This window comes from Pseudomonas sp. NCCP-436 (assembly GCF_019656335.1).
In the GTDB taxonomy this organism is placed as follows: Bacteria; Pseudomonadota; Gammaproteobacteria; order Pseudomonadales; family Pseudomonadaceae; genus Aquipseudomonas.
In genome coordinates, this window is sequence record NZ_BPLZ01000003.1 from 139,335 (window position 1) to 155,355 (window position 16,021).

The following is a 16,021-nucleotide window of genomic DNA, read 5'->3' on the forward strand; positions in this document are numbered from 1 at the left end:
TAGCCGGCTATACAACGGTCATAAGCCAGCTGTTCATGTCAGCCGTCAGTGAATCAAAAGGGACTTGCCCAATGCCTTGCCTTGCCCGACTCGCCGTTCTATTCGGCGGCCTGGTTCTTGCCGTGTCCGCGCAGGCCGCGGACGTGGATGCCGAAAGCTACGGCTATCCTCTTACCAACCCCTTCGAGGCCACCATCGCCACCACCCCGCCCGAGCTGCGCCCGGCGCTACCGGATGACTCGGCTATCGACCAGCGCGACTACTCGGTGCGGCTGCGCCCAGACCGCGAGTTCGAGCTGCTGGCCAACTTCTGGCCGGTTACTCGCATGCACTATCGCCTGGCCCGTCAGAAAGGCCGCGCCCCGCTGGTATTCATCATCGCCGGGACAGGCGCACATTACGCCAGCGGAACTCCCGAATACCTGAAGAAGCTGTTCTACGGCGCCGGCTTTCATGTGGTGCAGTTGTCGTCGCCGACCAGTTACGACTTCATGGCTTCGGCCTCGCGCTTCGCCACCCCCGGCTACAGCCCGGACGATGCAGAAGATCTGTACCGCGCCATGCAGGCAATCAAGGCCCACCATCCAAACCTGGAGGTCAGCGACTATCTGTTGACCGGCTACAGCCTTGGCGCCCTGAATGCCGCCTTCGTCAGCCAGCTTGACGAGACCCGCCGCTCCTTCAATTTCAGGCGTGTGCTGATGCTCAATCCACCGGTGAACCTGTACACCTCCATCAGCAACCTGGACAAACTTGTGCAGACCCGGGTCCAGGGAATAGACAACAGCACCAATTTCTACGATCTGATCCTCGCCAAGCTGACCCGCTACTTCAACGACAAAGGCTACCTGGACATCAACGAGGCCATGCTCTACGACTTCCAGCGTTCATCGGAACGGCTCACCGATGAGCAACTGGCGATGCTGATCGGTGCCTCGTTCCGGTTCTCCTCGGCCGACATCGTGTTCACCTCCGATCTGCTCAACCGCCGCGGACTGATCACTCCACGCAACTACCGCATCACCGAGGGAACCCGCCTGACCCCCTTCTTCCAGATGGCTCTGCGCTGCGACTTCGACTGCTACATCACCGAGCAACTGCTGCCGATGTGGCGTGCCCGCTACGATGGCGGCAGCCTCACTCAGCTAATTCAGCAGAGCAGCCTCTACGCGCTGGAAGACTACCTCAAGGGCAGCGACAAGATTGCCGTGATGCACAATGCCGACGACCTGATCCTGGGCCCTGGCGACCTGGGCTTTTTGCACCGCACCTTCGGCGAACGCCTGACCCTGTATCCGCTCGGCGGGCACTGCGGCAACCTCAACTATCGCGTCAACAGCGACGCCATGCTGGAGTTCTTCCGTGGCTAAGCACAGCATCCTCCTCTCTGCCCTACTGCTGATTGCCTCCCCGGCCATGGCCTCCCACGCCGACCCGGACGGTTTTACCAACCCGCTGCAGCATCTGCAGTTCAACCCGAGTCTTGACCAGCAGGAGTTCGAGCGCGCCTCCAACGATGCCTTGCAGGTGTTCGATCCTCTAGAGTCATGGAACCGCCGGGTCTATCACTTCAACTACCGCTTCGACCAATGGGTATTCCTGCCAGTGGTCAAGGGCTACCGCTACGTCACCCCAGATCCGGTAGAAAGCGGCATACACAACTTCTTCGAAAACCTCGGTGAAATTCCCACCCTGGCCAACAGCCTGCTGCAGCTCAAGGGCAAGCGGGCGATGAACAGCACCGCGCGGCTGCTGTTCAACACCATCCTTGGAGTGGGTGGCATCTGGGATCCGGCAACACGCATGGGGCTGCCGAAGATGCGCGAGGACTTCGGTCAAACCCTCGGCTACTACGGTGTGCCTGCCGGCCCCTATCTGATGCTGCCGCTACTGGGCCCGTCGAACCTGCGCGACAGCAGCGGACTGGTGGCGGACTTCGCCCTGGAAAACCACATCAACTATCTTGACGTGGCCGATGCCAGCCGCGACAACCCAGGGATCACCCTGCTACGTGCAGTGGACACGCGGGCCAGCACAAACTTCCAGTACGGCCAGCTCAACTCGCCATTCGAGTACGAAAAGATTCGCTACTTCTATCACGAATCGCGCAAGTTAAAGATCGCAGACTGAAAACACCCACCAAAATATCGACAAATTCGATTGTGTGGCGGAAAATTTTCAACGCATAAATTCAATTCTTAGGCCTAACATGTCTCCATCGGCTTTTCGATGGAGACTTCAGCCATGCCCCAATACCGCCGCCTGCTCGGCATTCATACCGGTCAGCCCGCATCTGACGGTGCCGGCGTGAAACTTCAACGCGTTATCAGCGGGCCTAACCTGGCTCCCTTCGATCCCTTCCTGATGCTCGACGAGTTCGCCAGCAGCGACCCGGATGACTACATCGCCGGTTTCCCCCCGCACCCGCATCGAGGCTTCGAAACCATCACCTACATGCTCGAAGGTCGCATGCGCCACGAGGATCATCTGGGCAACGTCGGCCTGCTAAACCCCGGCGACGTGCAATGGATGACCGCTGCACGCGGCATCATTCACAGTGAGATGCCAGAGCAACAGTCCGGCACCCTGCGCGGTTTCCAGCTGTGGCTGAACCTGCCGGCGCGGGACAAGCTCGGCCCGGCCGCCTACCGCGACATTCCGGCCGCACAGATTCCTCGTTTGGTCACCCCCGGAGGGGTCGAGGTAGTGGTCATCGCCGGTACCTTCGAGGAAGGCGGGATCCATCAGCCGGGCGCCGTGCAGCGTCCGTGCACCCTGCCCCAACTGTTCGATCTGCACCTGCCGCCAGGCAGTCGCATTGCACCACATCTGAACGATGGCCAGCGAGTGTTGCTGTACGTCTATGAAGGCATTCTGGAACTGCTGGAAACGACCAACGAGACAGTGGCTGCCGGCCGGCTGCTGCGTCTTTCGGAAAGCGGCGAACTGCACCTGAGCAGCCGCGATGGCGCCCGCGTTCTGCTGATCGCCGGCACCCCGTTGCGCGAGCCGATAGTGCAATACGGCCCGTTCGTGATGAACAGCCGCGAGGAAGTCGAACAGGCTCTGCGAGACTTCCGCGGCGGTGAACTGACCTGAGCCTCAGCCCTGCTGCGGCGCCCCGTTGAGGCCAAGAAAAGTGTACAGATCAGCCTTGCGCGCCATAGCATCCTGATAGCCTAGTTCGATCAGCTCGCTGCAGTAACCGCGCTCGAACAGCAGGTAACTGATCACACTGGCACCACCACTATGGGTCGCCCCCGGCCCACGCAGGAACATCCGCAACGCCCGCGGCAACTCCTGCTGGTGGCGCATGGCGATGCGATCGAGCGGCTGGCTCGGCGCGATCACCAGCACATCCACCGGATTCAGCCCGGCAACTCGCGGGCGCTGTCCATCTGGCACCAGAGTCGAGAGGTAGTTGAGCCGTTCGAGCAGCTCGATATCGGCTTCCAGATTGTCGATGAAGGTGCTGTTGAGCAGATGACCGCCAATCTGCGCCAGACTTGGCGGCCGGGTACTGGCCGGGCGCGGAGACGGTAACTGCTGCCCGGCCTTTGCGTTGGGATTGTCGCTGACACCAATCACCAGCACCCGGCTGGCGCCCAGATGTAGCGCCGGGCTGATGGGCGCAGCCTGGCGCACCGCACCATCGCCGAAATACTCCCGACTGAGGCGCACCGGGGGGAAGATCAGCGGAATCGCCGTGCTGGCCAGCAAATGCTCCAGTTGCAGGCGCGTGGGAATACCCACCCGGCGGTGGCGGAACCAGGGATCGATGCTGCCACGCCCCTGGTAGAAGGTCACGGCCTGGCCACTGTCATAACCGAAAGCAGTCACCGCCACCGCCCGCAACTGACGCTGGCGCACCGCAGCGGCAATCCCGGAGAAGTCCAGCTCGCGCGTCAGCAGATCGCGCAGCGGGGCACTGTCGAGCAGGGCCACGGGCGTTTCACGACGCAGTCCAAGCAGGCTGTGCCCGATGAAGCGTGATGCCTGGCGGAGTACGCCAGACCAGTCGCTACGATACACCATATGAGTGTGAAAGCCCTGCCAGACCACTGTCAGACGCCGCACCGCCTCACGAAAATGCAGCGCGCCACAGGCCAGCCCGACAGCATTTACCGCCCCGGCCGAAGTGCCGACGATCACGGGGAATGGATTGTCCGAGTCATCTGGCAGCAAATCGGCAATGGCGGCCAGAACACCGACCTGATAGGCCGCCCGTGCGCCGCCACCGGACAGGATCAACCCGGTAACAGGCTGCTCTGGGTGGGCAATGGCGGGCATTTCAAAATCCTTATCCGGGTGAGCTTCAGCGGCGCTAAGCGTGCCTGTCGTACAGCTTGGGTTCGCCTTCGGGGCGCGTCTTGAAACGGCGGTGAGCCCACAGGTACTGCTCGGGCACCTCGCTGACCACCTGCTCGACCCACTGATTGATACGCAGGCAGTCCGCCTCTTCACTGTCGCCCGGGAAATCGGCCAGAGGCGGATGGACGATCAGCCGGTAGCCGCTGCCGTCGGCCAGCCGTCGTTGGGTGAAGGGAATCACCCGAGCCTTGCCCAGACGGGCAAACTTGCTGGTGGCAGTAACCGTAGCGGCGGGGATGCCGAACAGCGGCACGAAGATGCTCTGCTTGCGCCCGTAGTCCTGATCCGGCGCATACCAGATGGCGCGCCCGGCACGCAGCACCTTGAGCATGGCCCGGATATCCTCACGCTCGATAGCGGTAGCGTCCAGATTGTGGCGTTCGCGGCCACGGCGCTGAATGTAGTCGAACAGCGCATTGTCGTGCTCCCGATACATGCCATCGATGGTGTGCAACTGCCCTAGCAGCGCCGCGCCGATCTCCAGGGTGGTGAAATGCGCAGCCATAAGGATCACGCCCTGCCCCTCCGCCTGAGCCTGCTGCAGGTGCTCCAGCCCTTCGACCCGAGCCAGTCGAGCCAGGCGTGCCTTCGGCCACCACCAACTCATGGCCATCTCGAAGAAAGCGATACCGGTGGAAGCGAAATTCTCACGCAGCAACCGCTCACGCCCGGCCGCATCCAGCGTAGGGAAGCACAGTTCCAAATTGCGCTTGGCAATGCGTCGGCGCGAGCCGGCCAGATGAAACATCAGCCAGCCCAGCACACGTCCGAGCCACAACTGCACGCGATAGGGCAACTGCACCACCAGCCACAGCAGCCCCAGTCCCAGCCACAACGGCCAGAAGCGCGGATGAAGAAAATAGGCGCGAAAATGTGGGCGATCCATGGACAGGTTCCGAAAACTGGCAAAGCGGTGCATTCTACCCCAGTTTTCCCGGACGCTTCGGCATCCCACGCCCTGACCCTCGCCCTCCCATCCGACGCGCTTGCGAGTGCCAGGCGATCTGGTTATAAGTCCCGCCATAACTCGACTCGTCACAAGGCCCATCCGCGCCCCATGAGCCAATCCGACCTTCTCGCTCAAGACCCCGTATTCCAGCTCAAGGGCAGCATGCTCGCCATCACCGTGATGGAACTGACCCACAACGACCTGGAGCGCCTCGACACCCAACTGCAGGAAAAGGTCGCCCAGGCCCCGGCCTTCTTCAGCAACACGCCCCTGGTACTGGCTCTGGACAAGCTGCCGGAAGCCGAGGGCTCGCTGGAGCTGGCCGAACTAATGGCCGTGTGCCGACGTCACGGTCTGCGTACCCTGGCCATCCGCGCCGCACGCGAGAGCGACATCGCGGCTGCCGAGGCGCTGGATATGCCGGTACTGCCGCCCTCCGGCGCACGTGAACGGCCCATCGACCCAACGCCGCCAAAGCCCGCGCCCAAACCGGCCGAGCCCGAACACCGGCCCAGCCGCATCATCACCAGCCCGGTACGCGGTGGCCAGCAGATCTACGCCCCGGGCGGCGACCTGATCGTTCTGGCGCCGGTCAGTGCCGGGGCGGAACTTCTTGCCGATGGCAACATCCATGTTTACGCCCCCATGCGCGGCCGAGCCCTGGCCGGTGTAAAAGGCAACACCGGAGCACGGATTTTCTGTCAGCAAATGGGCGCTGAAATGTTGTCAATCGCCGGTCATTATAAGGTCGCCGAAGACCTGCGGCGCGACCCTCTGTGGGGCGATGCAGTCCAGGTAAACCTGACGGGTGACGTGTTGAACATCACTCGCCTTTAACGGATACTGCCGCCACTTTTCAGGGACATAAACAAGGCATCCGGAAGCCTCGCTGAGGCCCATGGATTCCCGCTTTCTTCTTTCTTTGGGGTGAATCACCTTGGCCAAGATCCTCGTAGTCACTTCCGGCAAGGGTGGCGTCGGTAAAACCACCACCAGCGCTGCCATCGGTACCGGCCTCGCCCTGCGCGGCCATAAAACCGTCATCGTCGATTTCGACGTCGGCCTGCGTAATCTCGACCTGATCATGGGCTGTGAACGCCGCGTGGTGTACGACTTCGTCAATGTGGTCAACGGCGAGGCCACCCTTGGCCAGGCCCTGATCAAGGACAAGCGCCTCGAAAACCTTTACGTGTTGGCCGCCAGCCAGACCCGTGACAAGGACGCCCTGACCCAGGAAGGCGTCGAAAAGGTGATCAACGAACTGTCGCAGACCTTCGACTACGTGGTCTGCGACTCCCCGGCCGGCATTGAGAAAGGTGCTCACCTGGCCATGTATTTCGCCGACGAGGCCATCGTCGTCACCAACCCTGAGGTTTCTTCGGTACGCGACTCCGATCGTATGCTCGGCCTGCTGGCGAGCAAGTCGCGCCGCGCCGAAAAAGGCGAGGAACCGATCAAGGAACACCTGCTGCTGACTCGCTACAACCCCGAGCGCGTCACCAAAGGGGAAATGCTCGGCGTTGATGACGTCGAGGAAATTCTCGCTATTCGCCTGCTGGGAGTGATTCCCGAGTCGCAAGCCGTGCTCAAGGCCTCCAACCAGGGCATCCCGGTGATCCTTGACGAGCAAAGCGACGCAGGCCAGGCCTACAGCGATGCTGTCGAGCGCCTGCTGGGCAAGGAAGTGCCTCACCGCTTCCTCGACGTGAAGAAGCAGGGCTTCCTGCAACGCCTGTTTGGAGGTCGCGAATGAACATTTTCGACTTCTTGCGTTCGCGCAAGAAGGAAACCACCGCATCCATCGCCAAGGAGCGCCTGCAGATCATCGTTGCCCACGAGCGGGGCCAACGCAGCCAGCCTGACTACCTGCCGGCCCTGCAGAAGGAACTGGTCGAGGTGATTCGCAAGTACGTCAATATCGACTCCGAGCAGGTGCAGGTGGCCCTTGAGAATCAGGGCAACTGCTCGATCCTGGAACTGAACATCACCCTGCCGGATCGCTAAGCGATACCGGGTGCGTCCACGGCGGCTTCGGCCGCCGTGTTCGTTTGCAGCAACACATGCCAGCAGAAGCAAAGTCATCCGTGAGGTTTCTGCCGGTTCATAGCATCGCGAATCAGTTCGCATCCAAACCAGCCCACACCATGCCGCTAAGCCAGATTGAAATTCTCCACCAGGACTCCGCCCTGCTGGTGATCAACAAGCCAACTCTGCTGCTGTCCGTACCAGGCCGCGCCGAGGACAACAAGGACTGCCTGGTCACCCGCCTGCAGGAAAACGGTTACCCCGAGGCGCGCATCGTCCACCGGCTGGACTGGGAAACCTCAGGGATCATCGTGCTGGCCCGCGATGCCGACAGCCATCGTGAACTGTCCCGGCAATTTCATGACCGCGAGACCGAGAAGGCCTACACCGCACTGTGCTGGGGCCAGCTGGAAAGTGACAGTGGCAGCATCGACCTGCCACTGCGCTACGACCCGCCGACCAAGCCACGCCATGTAGTGGATCACGAACTGGGCAAGCACGCCCTGACCCACTGGCGGGTGATTGAGCGCTACGCCGACTGGTGCCGGGTGGAACTGACGCCCATCACCGGCCGCTCGCACCAGTTGCGCGTGCACATGCTGTCTATCGGCCATCCGCTGCTGGGCGACCGACTCTACGCCCACGAGCAAGCCCTGGCCGCCCATGGGCGCCTGTGCCTGCACGCCAGCATGCTCGCTCTGAGCCATCCGCAAACCGGTGAACGCCTGCGCTTCGAGTGCCCGGCACCGTTCTGAGCCAGCCTCCGGGCACCGGCCTTGGCCCAATAGCGAGCGACTATCAGAGCCTGCGCCCAGCTTCGGGGCACAGAGGCGGGCAAATTGGTTAAACTTGCCCGATCGTTGCCCGGAGTCCCTATGCGCGAAGATCTGATCCAAGGCCTGCTCGATTTTCTCAACGCCTCGCCCACCCCGTTCCATGCCACCACCAGCCTGGCCATGCGTCTGGAAGCAGCCGGTTTCCGGCATCTGGACGAGCGCGCCGTTTGGCACACCGAACCCGGCGGGCGCTACTACGTGACCCGCAACGACTCCTCGCTGATCGCGTTCAAACTCGGCCGCCGTTCCCCGGTCGAGAGCGGCGTACGACTGGTTGGCGCACATACCGACAGCCCCTGCCTGCGCGTCAAACCCAACCCGGAACTGCAGCGCCAGGGTTACTTCCAGCTCGGCGTGGAAGTCTACGGCGGCGCCCTGCTCGCCCCCTGGTTCGACCGCGACCTGTCGCTGGCCGGCCGCGTCACCTATCGCCGTGACGGCAAGGTGGAAAGCCAGTTGATCGACTTCTACCAGCCCATTGCGGTCATCCCCAGTCTGGCCATTCACCTCAACCGCGAGGCCAATCAGGGATGGGCAATCAACCCGCAGAACGAACTTCCACCGATCATCTGCCAACTGGCCAGCAGCGAAACCGCCGACTTCCGCGCTCTGCTCGCCGAGCAGTTGGCCATGGAGCACGACTTCAACCCGGACGCCGTGCTGGACTACGAGCTGAGCTTCTACGATACCCAGAGCGCCGCCATCGTCGGCCTCAATCAGGAATTCATCGCCAGTGCACGCCTGGATAACCTGCTGTCGTGCTATGCCGGCCTACAGGCACTGATCGACGCGGACAGTGAGGAAACCTGCGTGCTGGTCTGCACCGATCACGAGGAAGTCGGCTCCTGCTCCAGCTGCGGCGCAGACGGCGCCTTCCTTGAGCAGGTGCTGCGCCGCGTGCTGCCCGAAGGTGACGATTTCGTTCGCACCATCCAGCGCTCTCTGCTGGTCTCGGCCGACAATGCCCACGGCATCCACCCAAACTATGCCGACAAGCACGACAGCAACCACGGCCCCAAACTCAATGCCGGTCCGGTGATCAAGATCAACAGTAACCAGCGCTATGCCACCACCAGTGAAACGGCCGGTTTCTTCCGCCATCTGTGCCTGGAGAACGAAGTCCCGGTACAAAGCTTCGTGGTACGCAGCGACATGGGCTGCGGCTCCACCATCGGCCCGATCACAGCCAGTCAGCTGGGCGTACGCACCGTAGACATCGGCCTGCCTACCTTCGCCATGCACTCGGTGCGCGAATTGGCCGGCAGCCATGATCTGGAGCACCTGCTGAAGGTACTGACAGCCTTCTACTCCAGCTCTGAACTACCCTGAGGGCCTGCGGCTGTTGCGCAGAGGCCTTACCTGCGCTGCCGGCTACACCAGCAGCGCCCAAACTCAGCTTCCCCTTCCGGCAGCAGCCCGGGAAGCACAGAAGAGGTTTCCAACCCGCCATGATCGAACATATCCGCAACAGCCTGCAGGAAGCCCAGCGCGCTCTGGAGGCCTTTCTCGCCAACGAGCAGACTCTGGGCAATATCCAGAAGGCAGCCGAGCTGCTGATTCAAAGCTTTGAGAATAAGGGCAAGGCGTTCTCCTGCGGCAACGGCGGCTCCATGTGCGACGCCATGCACTTCGCCGAGGAACTGACCGGTCGCTACCGCAACAACCGCCCGGGCATCGCCGCTGTGTCGATCAGTGACGCCAGCCATATCAGCTGTGTGGCCAATGATTTTGGCTACGACTACATTTTCTCGCGCTACATCGAGTCCCACGGGCGCGAGGGCGACGTACTGATCGCCATCAGTACCAGCGGCAAGAGTCCCAATGTGGTCAAGGCGGCCGAAGCAGCCAAAGCGCTGGGCGTGAAGGTGATCGCTCTGACCGGCAAGCCTGGCTCGCTGCTGGAAAGCCTGGCCGACGTGTGCATCTGCGCCCCGGGCGGTGACTATGCCGATCGCGTGCAGGAGCTGCACATCAAGGTACTGCACATACTCATCGAACTGATCGAGCGCCGGCTCTGCCCGCAGAACTACGCCTGAAGCGCAACGCCGTCAGCGAATATCCGGTGACGGCGAGCCCTTCCTCAACGGTGCCGGCTCAGGCCGCCCGCAGGCGCTTCGGCGTCAACCCCATGTAACGGCGCATGGCAGTCGTCAATGCACTCTGACTGGAAAACCCGCATTCTTCGGCAATCCGCACCAGCGGCATGTTGCTTTCACGCAGCAGGCGAGCAGCATGATCGAGACGGGCTTTAAGCAGGTACTGATGCGGCGTAAGACCGACGCTGTCCTTGAACAGTGCATGAAAATGGCTGGGGCTCAGACACATCTGCCCCGCCAGTTCTGCCACACTGATTCGCCGCGAGAGGTTGCAAGCGATGTAGGCATCCAGCCGCTGCAGATCCATCAACCCATGCGGATGCCGACGCTGCTCGCCGAACAATCGCAGATGCAGTGCTCGCAGCAGTACGCCGCCCAGCGATCGGGCCAGGATTGAATCGCTACCGTAACGCTCCAGCTCCGCCCCGGCATAACTGAGCAGGTGCAGGAAATCCACATCCAACGCCGGATAACGCGGCCTTTCAAACAGACGATGGAGCAGTTCCAGATCCTCACTGGGAGTGTCGCACTCATCCAGATCGAGGATCAGCATACGATTGTCGCCCATACCGGCAAACTGATGAGCCGCCTCACCCGGCACCAGGCAGGCACGCATCCGGCAGACTTCACCACCGCGCCCGCTCACTTCGAATTCGGCGCGCCCCTCCAGGGACATCACCAGTTGGTGATGGCCATGGGCATGTTCATGGGCCTGTTCATCCAGGCGGATAACACGAGCTTGCAACATGACATAAGACTGGCATCACGAAACACGGGTTGCACTTTACTATTTTCCACGAGAAAACGCCGCAACCACCCATCGAAACAAGGTTGCACCTATAGCAACCATAACACCGAAATTACCAGACCAGACGCATCACGCCGCCCTACAGCAAAGCCATGTTGAAATCCCGCTCAAACCGCCCCATGTAGCAGACAACGTGCAAGCAAAGGTGCGCCATGAACGATCAGGATAATCCCTTCGAGACAGCTGACGAATCACGGCAGGCAGGAGCCAAGGGTCTGGTACTGCCCGCCCAGCGGCTGCCGGACAAGCTGTACATCATCCCTATTCACAACCGTCCGTTCTTCCCGGCCCAGGTGCTGCCGGTGATCGTCAACCAACAGCCCTGGGGCCGCACGCTCCAGCGCGTGGAAAACACCGAGCACCGCTGCCTGGCGGTGTTCTATGTCGACAATCCACCGGATGAGAACGGTGAGTTCGACCTCGACAGCCTGCCCGAACACGGCACACTGGTCCGCATCCACCACGTCAGCGAGGAAGGCGGCAAGCTGCAGTTCGTCGCTCAAGGCCTGACCCGGGTGCGTATTCGCGGCTGGCTGAGCCGGCGCGGCCCGTACCTGGCCGAGGTGGACTACCCTCAGGCACCGGTGGATTCGCGCGACGAAGTGAAGGCTTACGGCATGGCGCTGATCAACGGCATCAAGGAACTGCTGCCGCTCAACCCGCTGTACAGCGAAGAACTGAAGAACTACCTCAACCGTTTCAGCCCCAACGAACCCTCGCCGCTGACCGACTTCGCCGCAGCACTGACCACCGCCTCCGGCCGCGAGCTACAGGAAATTCTCGACACCGTGCCGGTGCTCAAGCGCATGGAGAAGGTGTTGCCGCTGCTGCGCAAGGAGGTGGAAGTCGGCCGTCTGCAGAAGGAACTGTCGGCCGAGGTGAACAAACAGATCGGCGAACGCCAGCGCGAGTTCTTCCTCAAGGAACAGCTCAAGCTGATCCAGCAGGAGCTGGGCATCAGCAAGGATGACAAGAGCGCAGACCGCGAGACGTTTCTCGCTCGCCTGGCAGGCAAGACTCTGCCGCAGGCAGCGCAGAAACGCATCGATGACGAGCTGAACAAGCTGTCGATTCTCGAGGCTGGCTCGCCGGAGTACGCCGTCACCCGCAATTACCTGGACTGGGCCACCACCCTACCCTGGGGCGTCTACGGCCAGGACAAGCTCGATCTGAAACGCGCACGGCGAGTTCTGGACAAGCACCATGCGGGCATGGATGACATCAAGGCGCGTATCCTTGAGTTTCTCGCCGTTGGCGCCTTCAAGGGCGAAATCGCCGGCTCCATCGTATTGCTGGTTGGCCCGCCCGGTGTTGGCAAAACCAGCATCGGCAAGTCCATCGCCGAATCCCTGGGCCGGCCGTTCTATCGCTTCAGCGTCGGTGGCATGCGCGACGAGGCGGAGATCAAGGGACACCGCCGTACCTATATCGGCGCCATGCCCGGCAAGCTGGTGCAGGCGCTGAAGGAAGCCGAGGTAATGAACCCGGTGATCATGCTCGACGAGATCGACAAGATGGGCAGCAGCTATCAGGGCGACCCGGCATCGGCGCTGCTGGAAACTCTGGATCCAGAGCAGAACGTCGAGTTCCTTGATCACTACCTGGATCTGCGCCTGGATCTGTCCAAGGTGCTGTTCGTCTGCACCGCCAATACTCTGGACTCGATCCCTGGCCCACTACTGGACCGCATGGAGGTGATCCGCCTTTCGGGCTACATCACCGAGGAGAAGCTCGCCATCGCCAAACGCCACCTGTGGCCCAGACAACTGGAAAAGGCCGGCGTATCGAAGGCACGTCTGGGCATCAGCGAAGCCGCCCTGCGTGCCCTGATCGAAGGCTATGCCCGCGAAGCCGGCGTGCGCCAGCTGGACAAACAACTCGGCAAGCTGGTGCGCAAGTCGGTGATAAAACTGCTGGAAGAGCCTGAAGTGAAAATCCGCATCGGCGCCCGGGACCTGGAGCAGGCGCTGGGCATGCCGGTATTCCGCAATGAACGGGTACTGGCCGGCGTTGGCGTAATCACCGGCCTGGCCTGGACCAGTATGGGCGGCGCCACATTGCCGATCGAAGCAACCCGGATCCACACGCTGAACCGCGGCTTCAAGCTCACCGGCCAGCTCGGCGAGGTCATGAAAGAGTCGGCGGAGATCGCCTACAGCTACGTCAGCTCGCACCTCAAACAGTTCGGTGGCGACCCGGCCTTCTTCGATCAGGCCTTCGTCCACCTCCACGTACCGGAAGGCGCAACGCCCAAGGACGGCCCCAGCGCCGGCATCACCATGGCCAGCGCGCTGCTTTCGCTGGCGCGCAACCAGGCACCCAAGAAGGGCGTGGCCATGACCGGCGAGCTGACTTTGACCGGCCAGGTGCTGCCGATTGGTGGCGTGCGCGAGAAGGTGATTGCTGCCCGCCGGCAGAAGATCTTCGAGCTGATCCTGCCGGAGGCCAATCGTGGCAGTTACGAGGAGCTGCCGGACTATCTCAAAACCGGGCTGACGGTGCATTTCGCCAGGCGCTACAGCGATGTGGCCAAGGTACTGTTCGACGATCTCACCGCCTGAGCCCCACCCTGCCCCTCGCATGCCGCCCCCCGGTGCGGCTATGCTGGGGGCAGGTTTCGTCGACAGGAGTGCGTCATGAATCCCCCCTTGCGCCTGCTTGCCCTGCCCACCCTGGCCCTGCTTGGTGCCTGCGCCCATCAGCCCGGCAGTCTGGAGTTGACCCGCGAGCGGCAATGTCCGCTGACCCTGAACGTTGGCCAGCAACTGATCCTCAGCCTGCCCAGCAATCCCAGCACCGGCTTTCGCTGGAACCTGCGCGACGCCGCCGAACCGGCCCTGCAAAGCCTCGGCCCCGAGGTATACAGCGCCCCCGAAAACTCCGGCCTGATCGGTGCCGGCGGAATATCTACCTGGCGTTTCAGCGCCCGCGAGCCTGGTGAAGGCCGTCTGCTGCTGACCTACCAGCAACCCTGGGAGCCAGACGTGGAGCCGGCCGAAACCTTCACCTGCGAGTTGCGAGTGAAGTAACCGGAGCTTCAGCGCAGCCAGGGCGGCGTCGGCTCGGCGTCACCGCCATCTTCAGCAGCCTGTCGCATGGCCTGACGCCGGCTTTCTTCCGCCAAAGCGGCCTTGATCTCACGCATCACCGCATCGATATCGGCCGCATCCTCGGGCTCGGCGAACTCGCCCGTCAGTACGCTATGCGGGGTCAACCGACCAGCCTGATACAAGGCCCACATTTCCTTGGCATAGCGCGTGTACTTCAACTCGGGAGCAAACTGGCCGAAATACTCGGCCATGTTGCGTACATCACGCTCTAGCAAGCTGAAGGCATGATTGTTGGCCGCCGCCTCCACCGCCTGAGGCAGATCGATGATGACCGGGCCATCCGGGCCAAGCAGCACGTTGAACTCGGACAGGTCGCCATGCACCAACCCGGCGCAAAGCATCTTGACGATCTCCCGGATCATGTCGGCATGAAACGCTCGCGCATCATCCGGGTGCAGCTCAACATCGTTAAGACGTGGCGCCACATCCCCCTCGCCATCATCCACCAACTCCATCAGCAGTACGCCGTCGAGAAAATCATAGGGCCTAGGCACCCGTACACCCGCCGCCGCCAGACGAAACAGCGCGGCCACCTCGGCATTCTGCCAGGCCTGCTCCTGCTCCTTGCGGCCGAACTTGCTGCCCCTGGCCATGGCCCGTGCCTGACGGCTACCGCGCACCCTGCGCCCCTCTCGGTATTCGGCGGCCTGCCTGAAGCTGCGCTTGTCAGCCTCCTTGTAAACCTTGGCACAGCGCAGCTCCCCGCCACAGCGCACCACATAGACTGCTGCCTCCTTACCGCTCATCAGCGGCCGCAGCACCTCGTCCACCAAGCCATCCTCGACCAGAGGCTCAATTCGTTTGGGCGTTTTCATCAACCTGCCTCAGATCCCTTCCCGGCTGCGCACATGTGCCGCCATGGTCGCACAGCCGCACGTGCGGTCAAAGGCACATTGGCTCCGCCCATTCAGCTGCGACTCAAATGACGCCGCAGAGCCTCGATGGCATAGCGCACTTTGGCCGGTTGGGCGTCACGGCGCGGAGTGACGATATAGAGCCCCAGGGGTTCGACCTGCCAGTCAGGCAACAGCGACAGCAATTGTCCACTGGCCAGCAGATCACGCACTTCCGGCTCAGGTTGCAACGACACGCCCATGCCCTCCAGAGTGAACTGGCGCACCGCCAGGATGTTGTTGCAGAAGATGCGGCTTTCCAGACGCAGGCGCTGCTGCGCCCCATCCGGGCCATGCAGGATCAGATGCTGGCTGCGTTCCTGGTTCAGGCTGATCCAGTCCAGCCCGAGCAGTTGTCGTGGCTCACCCGGCCAACCGACCCGCGCCAGATAGGAAGGCGCCACACACAAGAGCATGCGCCAGTCGGCCACGTGACGGGCAACCAGAGTGGAGTCCTCCTGACGCCCAGCCCGGATCGCCAGGTCGATACGCGCCTCGATCAGGTCGATTTGCTCATCCTGAAAAAACAGGCTCAGTTTCAACCCCGCATGGGAGTTGAGCAGTGGCGCCAGCGCCTCACACAGCAGCGGACCGGAAAACCCCACCGGCGCAGCCACGCGCAACTCGCCAACCGGAGCCTCGCGCTGCTCGGCCAGGTGCTGCTCGGCTTGCTGCGCCAGCTCGACGATTTGCCGGCAACTGTCATAGAACACCGCCCCGGCCTCGGTCAGAGTCAGCTTGCGGGTGGTGCGATGCAACAGACTGACACCGACCACCTCCTCCAGACGACGAATCTGCTGGCTGACTGCCGACGGACTCATGCCAAGCGCTTCAGCCGCCCCCACCATCGAACCGCGTTGCACCACGGTGGCAAACAATGCCATACGCTTGAGCTGCTCCATTATGAAGCCCTACTTAATTATCAAAGTAAAT

16 protein-coding genes are annotated in these 16,021 nt (G+C 62.1%); 11 read left to right on the forward strand and 5 right to left on the reverse strand.

The genetic code is table 11. From position 1 onward, the window contains the following. Positions 1-71: 71 nt before the first annotated feature. From NCCP436_RS04715 to NCCP436_RS04725, 3 genes are all read left to right on the forward strand, one after another. A complete protein-coding gene (locus NCCP436_RS04715) occupies positions 72-1,370 on the forward strand; it encodes a serine/threonine protein kinase (RefSeq protein WP_220802640.1) in 1,299 nt (432 codons plus the stop codon). Beyond that, positions 1,363-2,130: a VacJ family lipoprotein gene (locus NCCP436_RS04720; protein WP_375709469.1), complete on the forward strand. Its 768-nt coding sequence runs from the start codon at positions 1,363-1,365 to the stop codon at positions 2,128-2,130. Before NCCP436_RS04715 ends, NCCP436_RS04720 begins: the two co-directional genes overlap by 8 nt. Before the next feature lie 114 nt (positions 2,131-2,244). Then, positions 2,245-3,099: a pirin family protein gene (locus NCCP436_RS04725; protein ID WP_220802641.1), complete on the forward strand. Its 855-nt coding sequence runs from the start codon at positions 2,245-2,247 to the stop codon at positions 3,097-3,099. Between the two features lie 3 nt (positions 3,100-3,102). On the opposite strand, the gene NCCP436_RS04730 is transcribed toward NCCP436_RS04725, so the two are convergent. Further along, on the reverse strand, positions 3,103-4,290 hold the full coding sequence (locus tag NCCP436_RS04730; protein WP_220802642.1) for a patatin-like phospholipase family protein: 1,188 nt from the start codon (positions 4,288-4,290) through the stop codon (positions 3,103-3,105). 34 nt (positions 4,291-4,324) lie between these two features. Further along, entirely contained in the window at positions 4,325-5,257 is a 933-nt protein-coding gene (locus NCCP436_RS04735) for a lipid A biosynthesis lauroyl acyltransferase (protein WP_220802643.1), read from the reverse strand. Between the two features lie 171 nt (positions 5,258-5,428). Here NCCP436_RS04735 and minC point away from each other — a divergent pair, with 171 nt between their 5' ends. The 6 genes from minC (at position 5,429) to lpcA (ending at position 10,217) form a co-directional block, all read left to right on the forward strand. After that, the gene (gene minC, locus NCCP436_RS04740) at positions 5,429-6,157 is read left to right on the forward strand and encodes a septum site-determining protein MinC (protein ID WP_220802644.1); all 729 of its coding nucleotides are present in this window, start codon (positions 5,429-5,431) and stop codon (positions 6,155-6,157) included. Between the two features lie 100 nt (positions 6,158-6,257). Further along, on the forward strand, positions 6,258-7,073 hold the full coding sequence (minD, locus tag NCCP436_RS04745) for a septum site-determining protein MinD (protein ID WP_220802645.1): 816 nt from the start codon (positions 6,258-6,260) through the stop codon (positions 7,071-7,073). After that, positions 7,070-7,324 (forward strand): cell division topological specificity factor MinE, encoded by a 255-nt coding sequence (gene minE / locus NCCP436_RS04750; RefSeq protein WP_220802646.1) that lies wholly within the window; start codon positions 7,070-7,072, stop codon positions 7,322-7,324. Before minD ends, minE begins: the two co-directional genes overlap by 4 nt. A 56-nt stretch (positions 7,325-7,380) precedes the next feature. Further along, complete coding sequence (locus tag NCCP436_RS04755) at positions 7,381-8,100, forward strand: RluA family pseudouridine synthase (RefSeq protein ID WP_220802647.1); 720 nt, start codon at positions 7,381-7,383, stop codon at positions 8,098-8,100. Between the two features lie 120 nt (positions 8,101-8,220). Further along, a complete protein-coding gene (locus tag NCCP436_RS04760) occupies positions 8,221-9,510 on the forward strand; it encodes a M18 family aminopeptidase (RefSeq protein ID WP_220802648.1) in 1,290 nt (429 codons plus the stop codon). 119 nt (positions 9,511-9,629) lie between these two features. Continuing rightward, complete coding sequence (gene lpcA / locus NCCP436_RS04765) at positions 9,630-10,217, forward strand: D-sedoheptulose 7-phosphate isomerase (RefSeq protein ID WP_220802649.1); 588 nt, start codon at positions 9,630-9,632, stop codon at positions 10,215-10,217. 58 nt (positions 10,218-10,275) lie between these two features. On the opposite strand, the gene NCCP436_RS04770 is transcribed toward lpcA, so the two are convergent. Then, positions 10,276-11,025, reverse strand: a complete 750-nt coding sequence (locus NCCP436_RS04770) for an AraC family transcriptional regulator (protein ID WP_220802650.1) — start codon at positions 11,023-11,025, stop codon at positions 10,276-10,278. Between the two features lie 212 nt (positions 11,026-11,237). On the opposite strand from NCCP436_RS04770, the gene lon reads away from it, so the two are divergent. Together lon and NCCP436_RS04780 are read left to right on the forward strand one after the other, a co-directional pair. Next, positions 11,238-13,646, forward strand: coding sequence for an endopeptidase La (gene lon, locus NCCP436_RS04775; RefSeq protein ID WP_220802651.1), 2,409 nt, complete (start codon positions 11,238-11,240; stop codon positions 13,644-13,646). A 75-nt stretch (positions 13,647-13,721) separates the two neighbouring features. Then, positions 13,722-14,114 (forward strand): protease inhibitor I42 family protein, encoded by a 393-nt coding sequence (locus tag NCCP436_RS04780; RefSeq protein WP_220802652.1) that lies wholly within the window; start codon positions 13,722-13,724, stop codon positions 14,112-14,114. A gap of 8 nt (positions 14,115-14,122) precedes the next feature. Here NCCP436_RS04780 and NCCP436_RS04785 read toward each other — a convergent pair whose 3' ends face one another. Continuing rightward, a complete protein-coding gene (locus tag NCCP436_RS04785) occupies positions 14,123-15,010 on the reverse strand; it encodes a PA4780 family RIO1-like protein kinase (protein ID WP_220802653.1) in 888 nt (295 codons plus the stop codon). Between the two features lie 92 nt (positions 15,011-15,102). Continuing rightward, positions 15,103-15,990 carry a LysR family transcriptional regulator gene (locus NCCP436_RS04790; protein WP_220802654.1) on the reverse strand — a complete coding sequence of 296 codons (888 nt, stop codon included), beginning with the start codon at positions 15,988-15,990 and terminating at the stop codon, positions 15,103-15,105. Between the last annotated feature and the right edge of the window lie 31 nt (positions 15,991-16,021).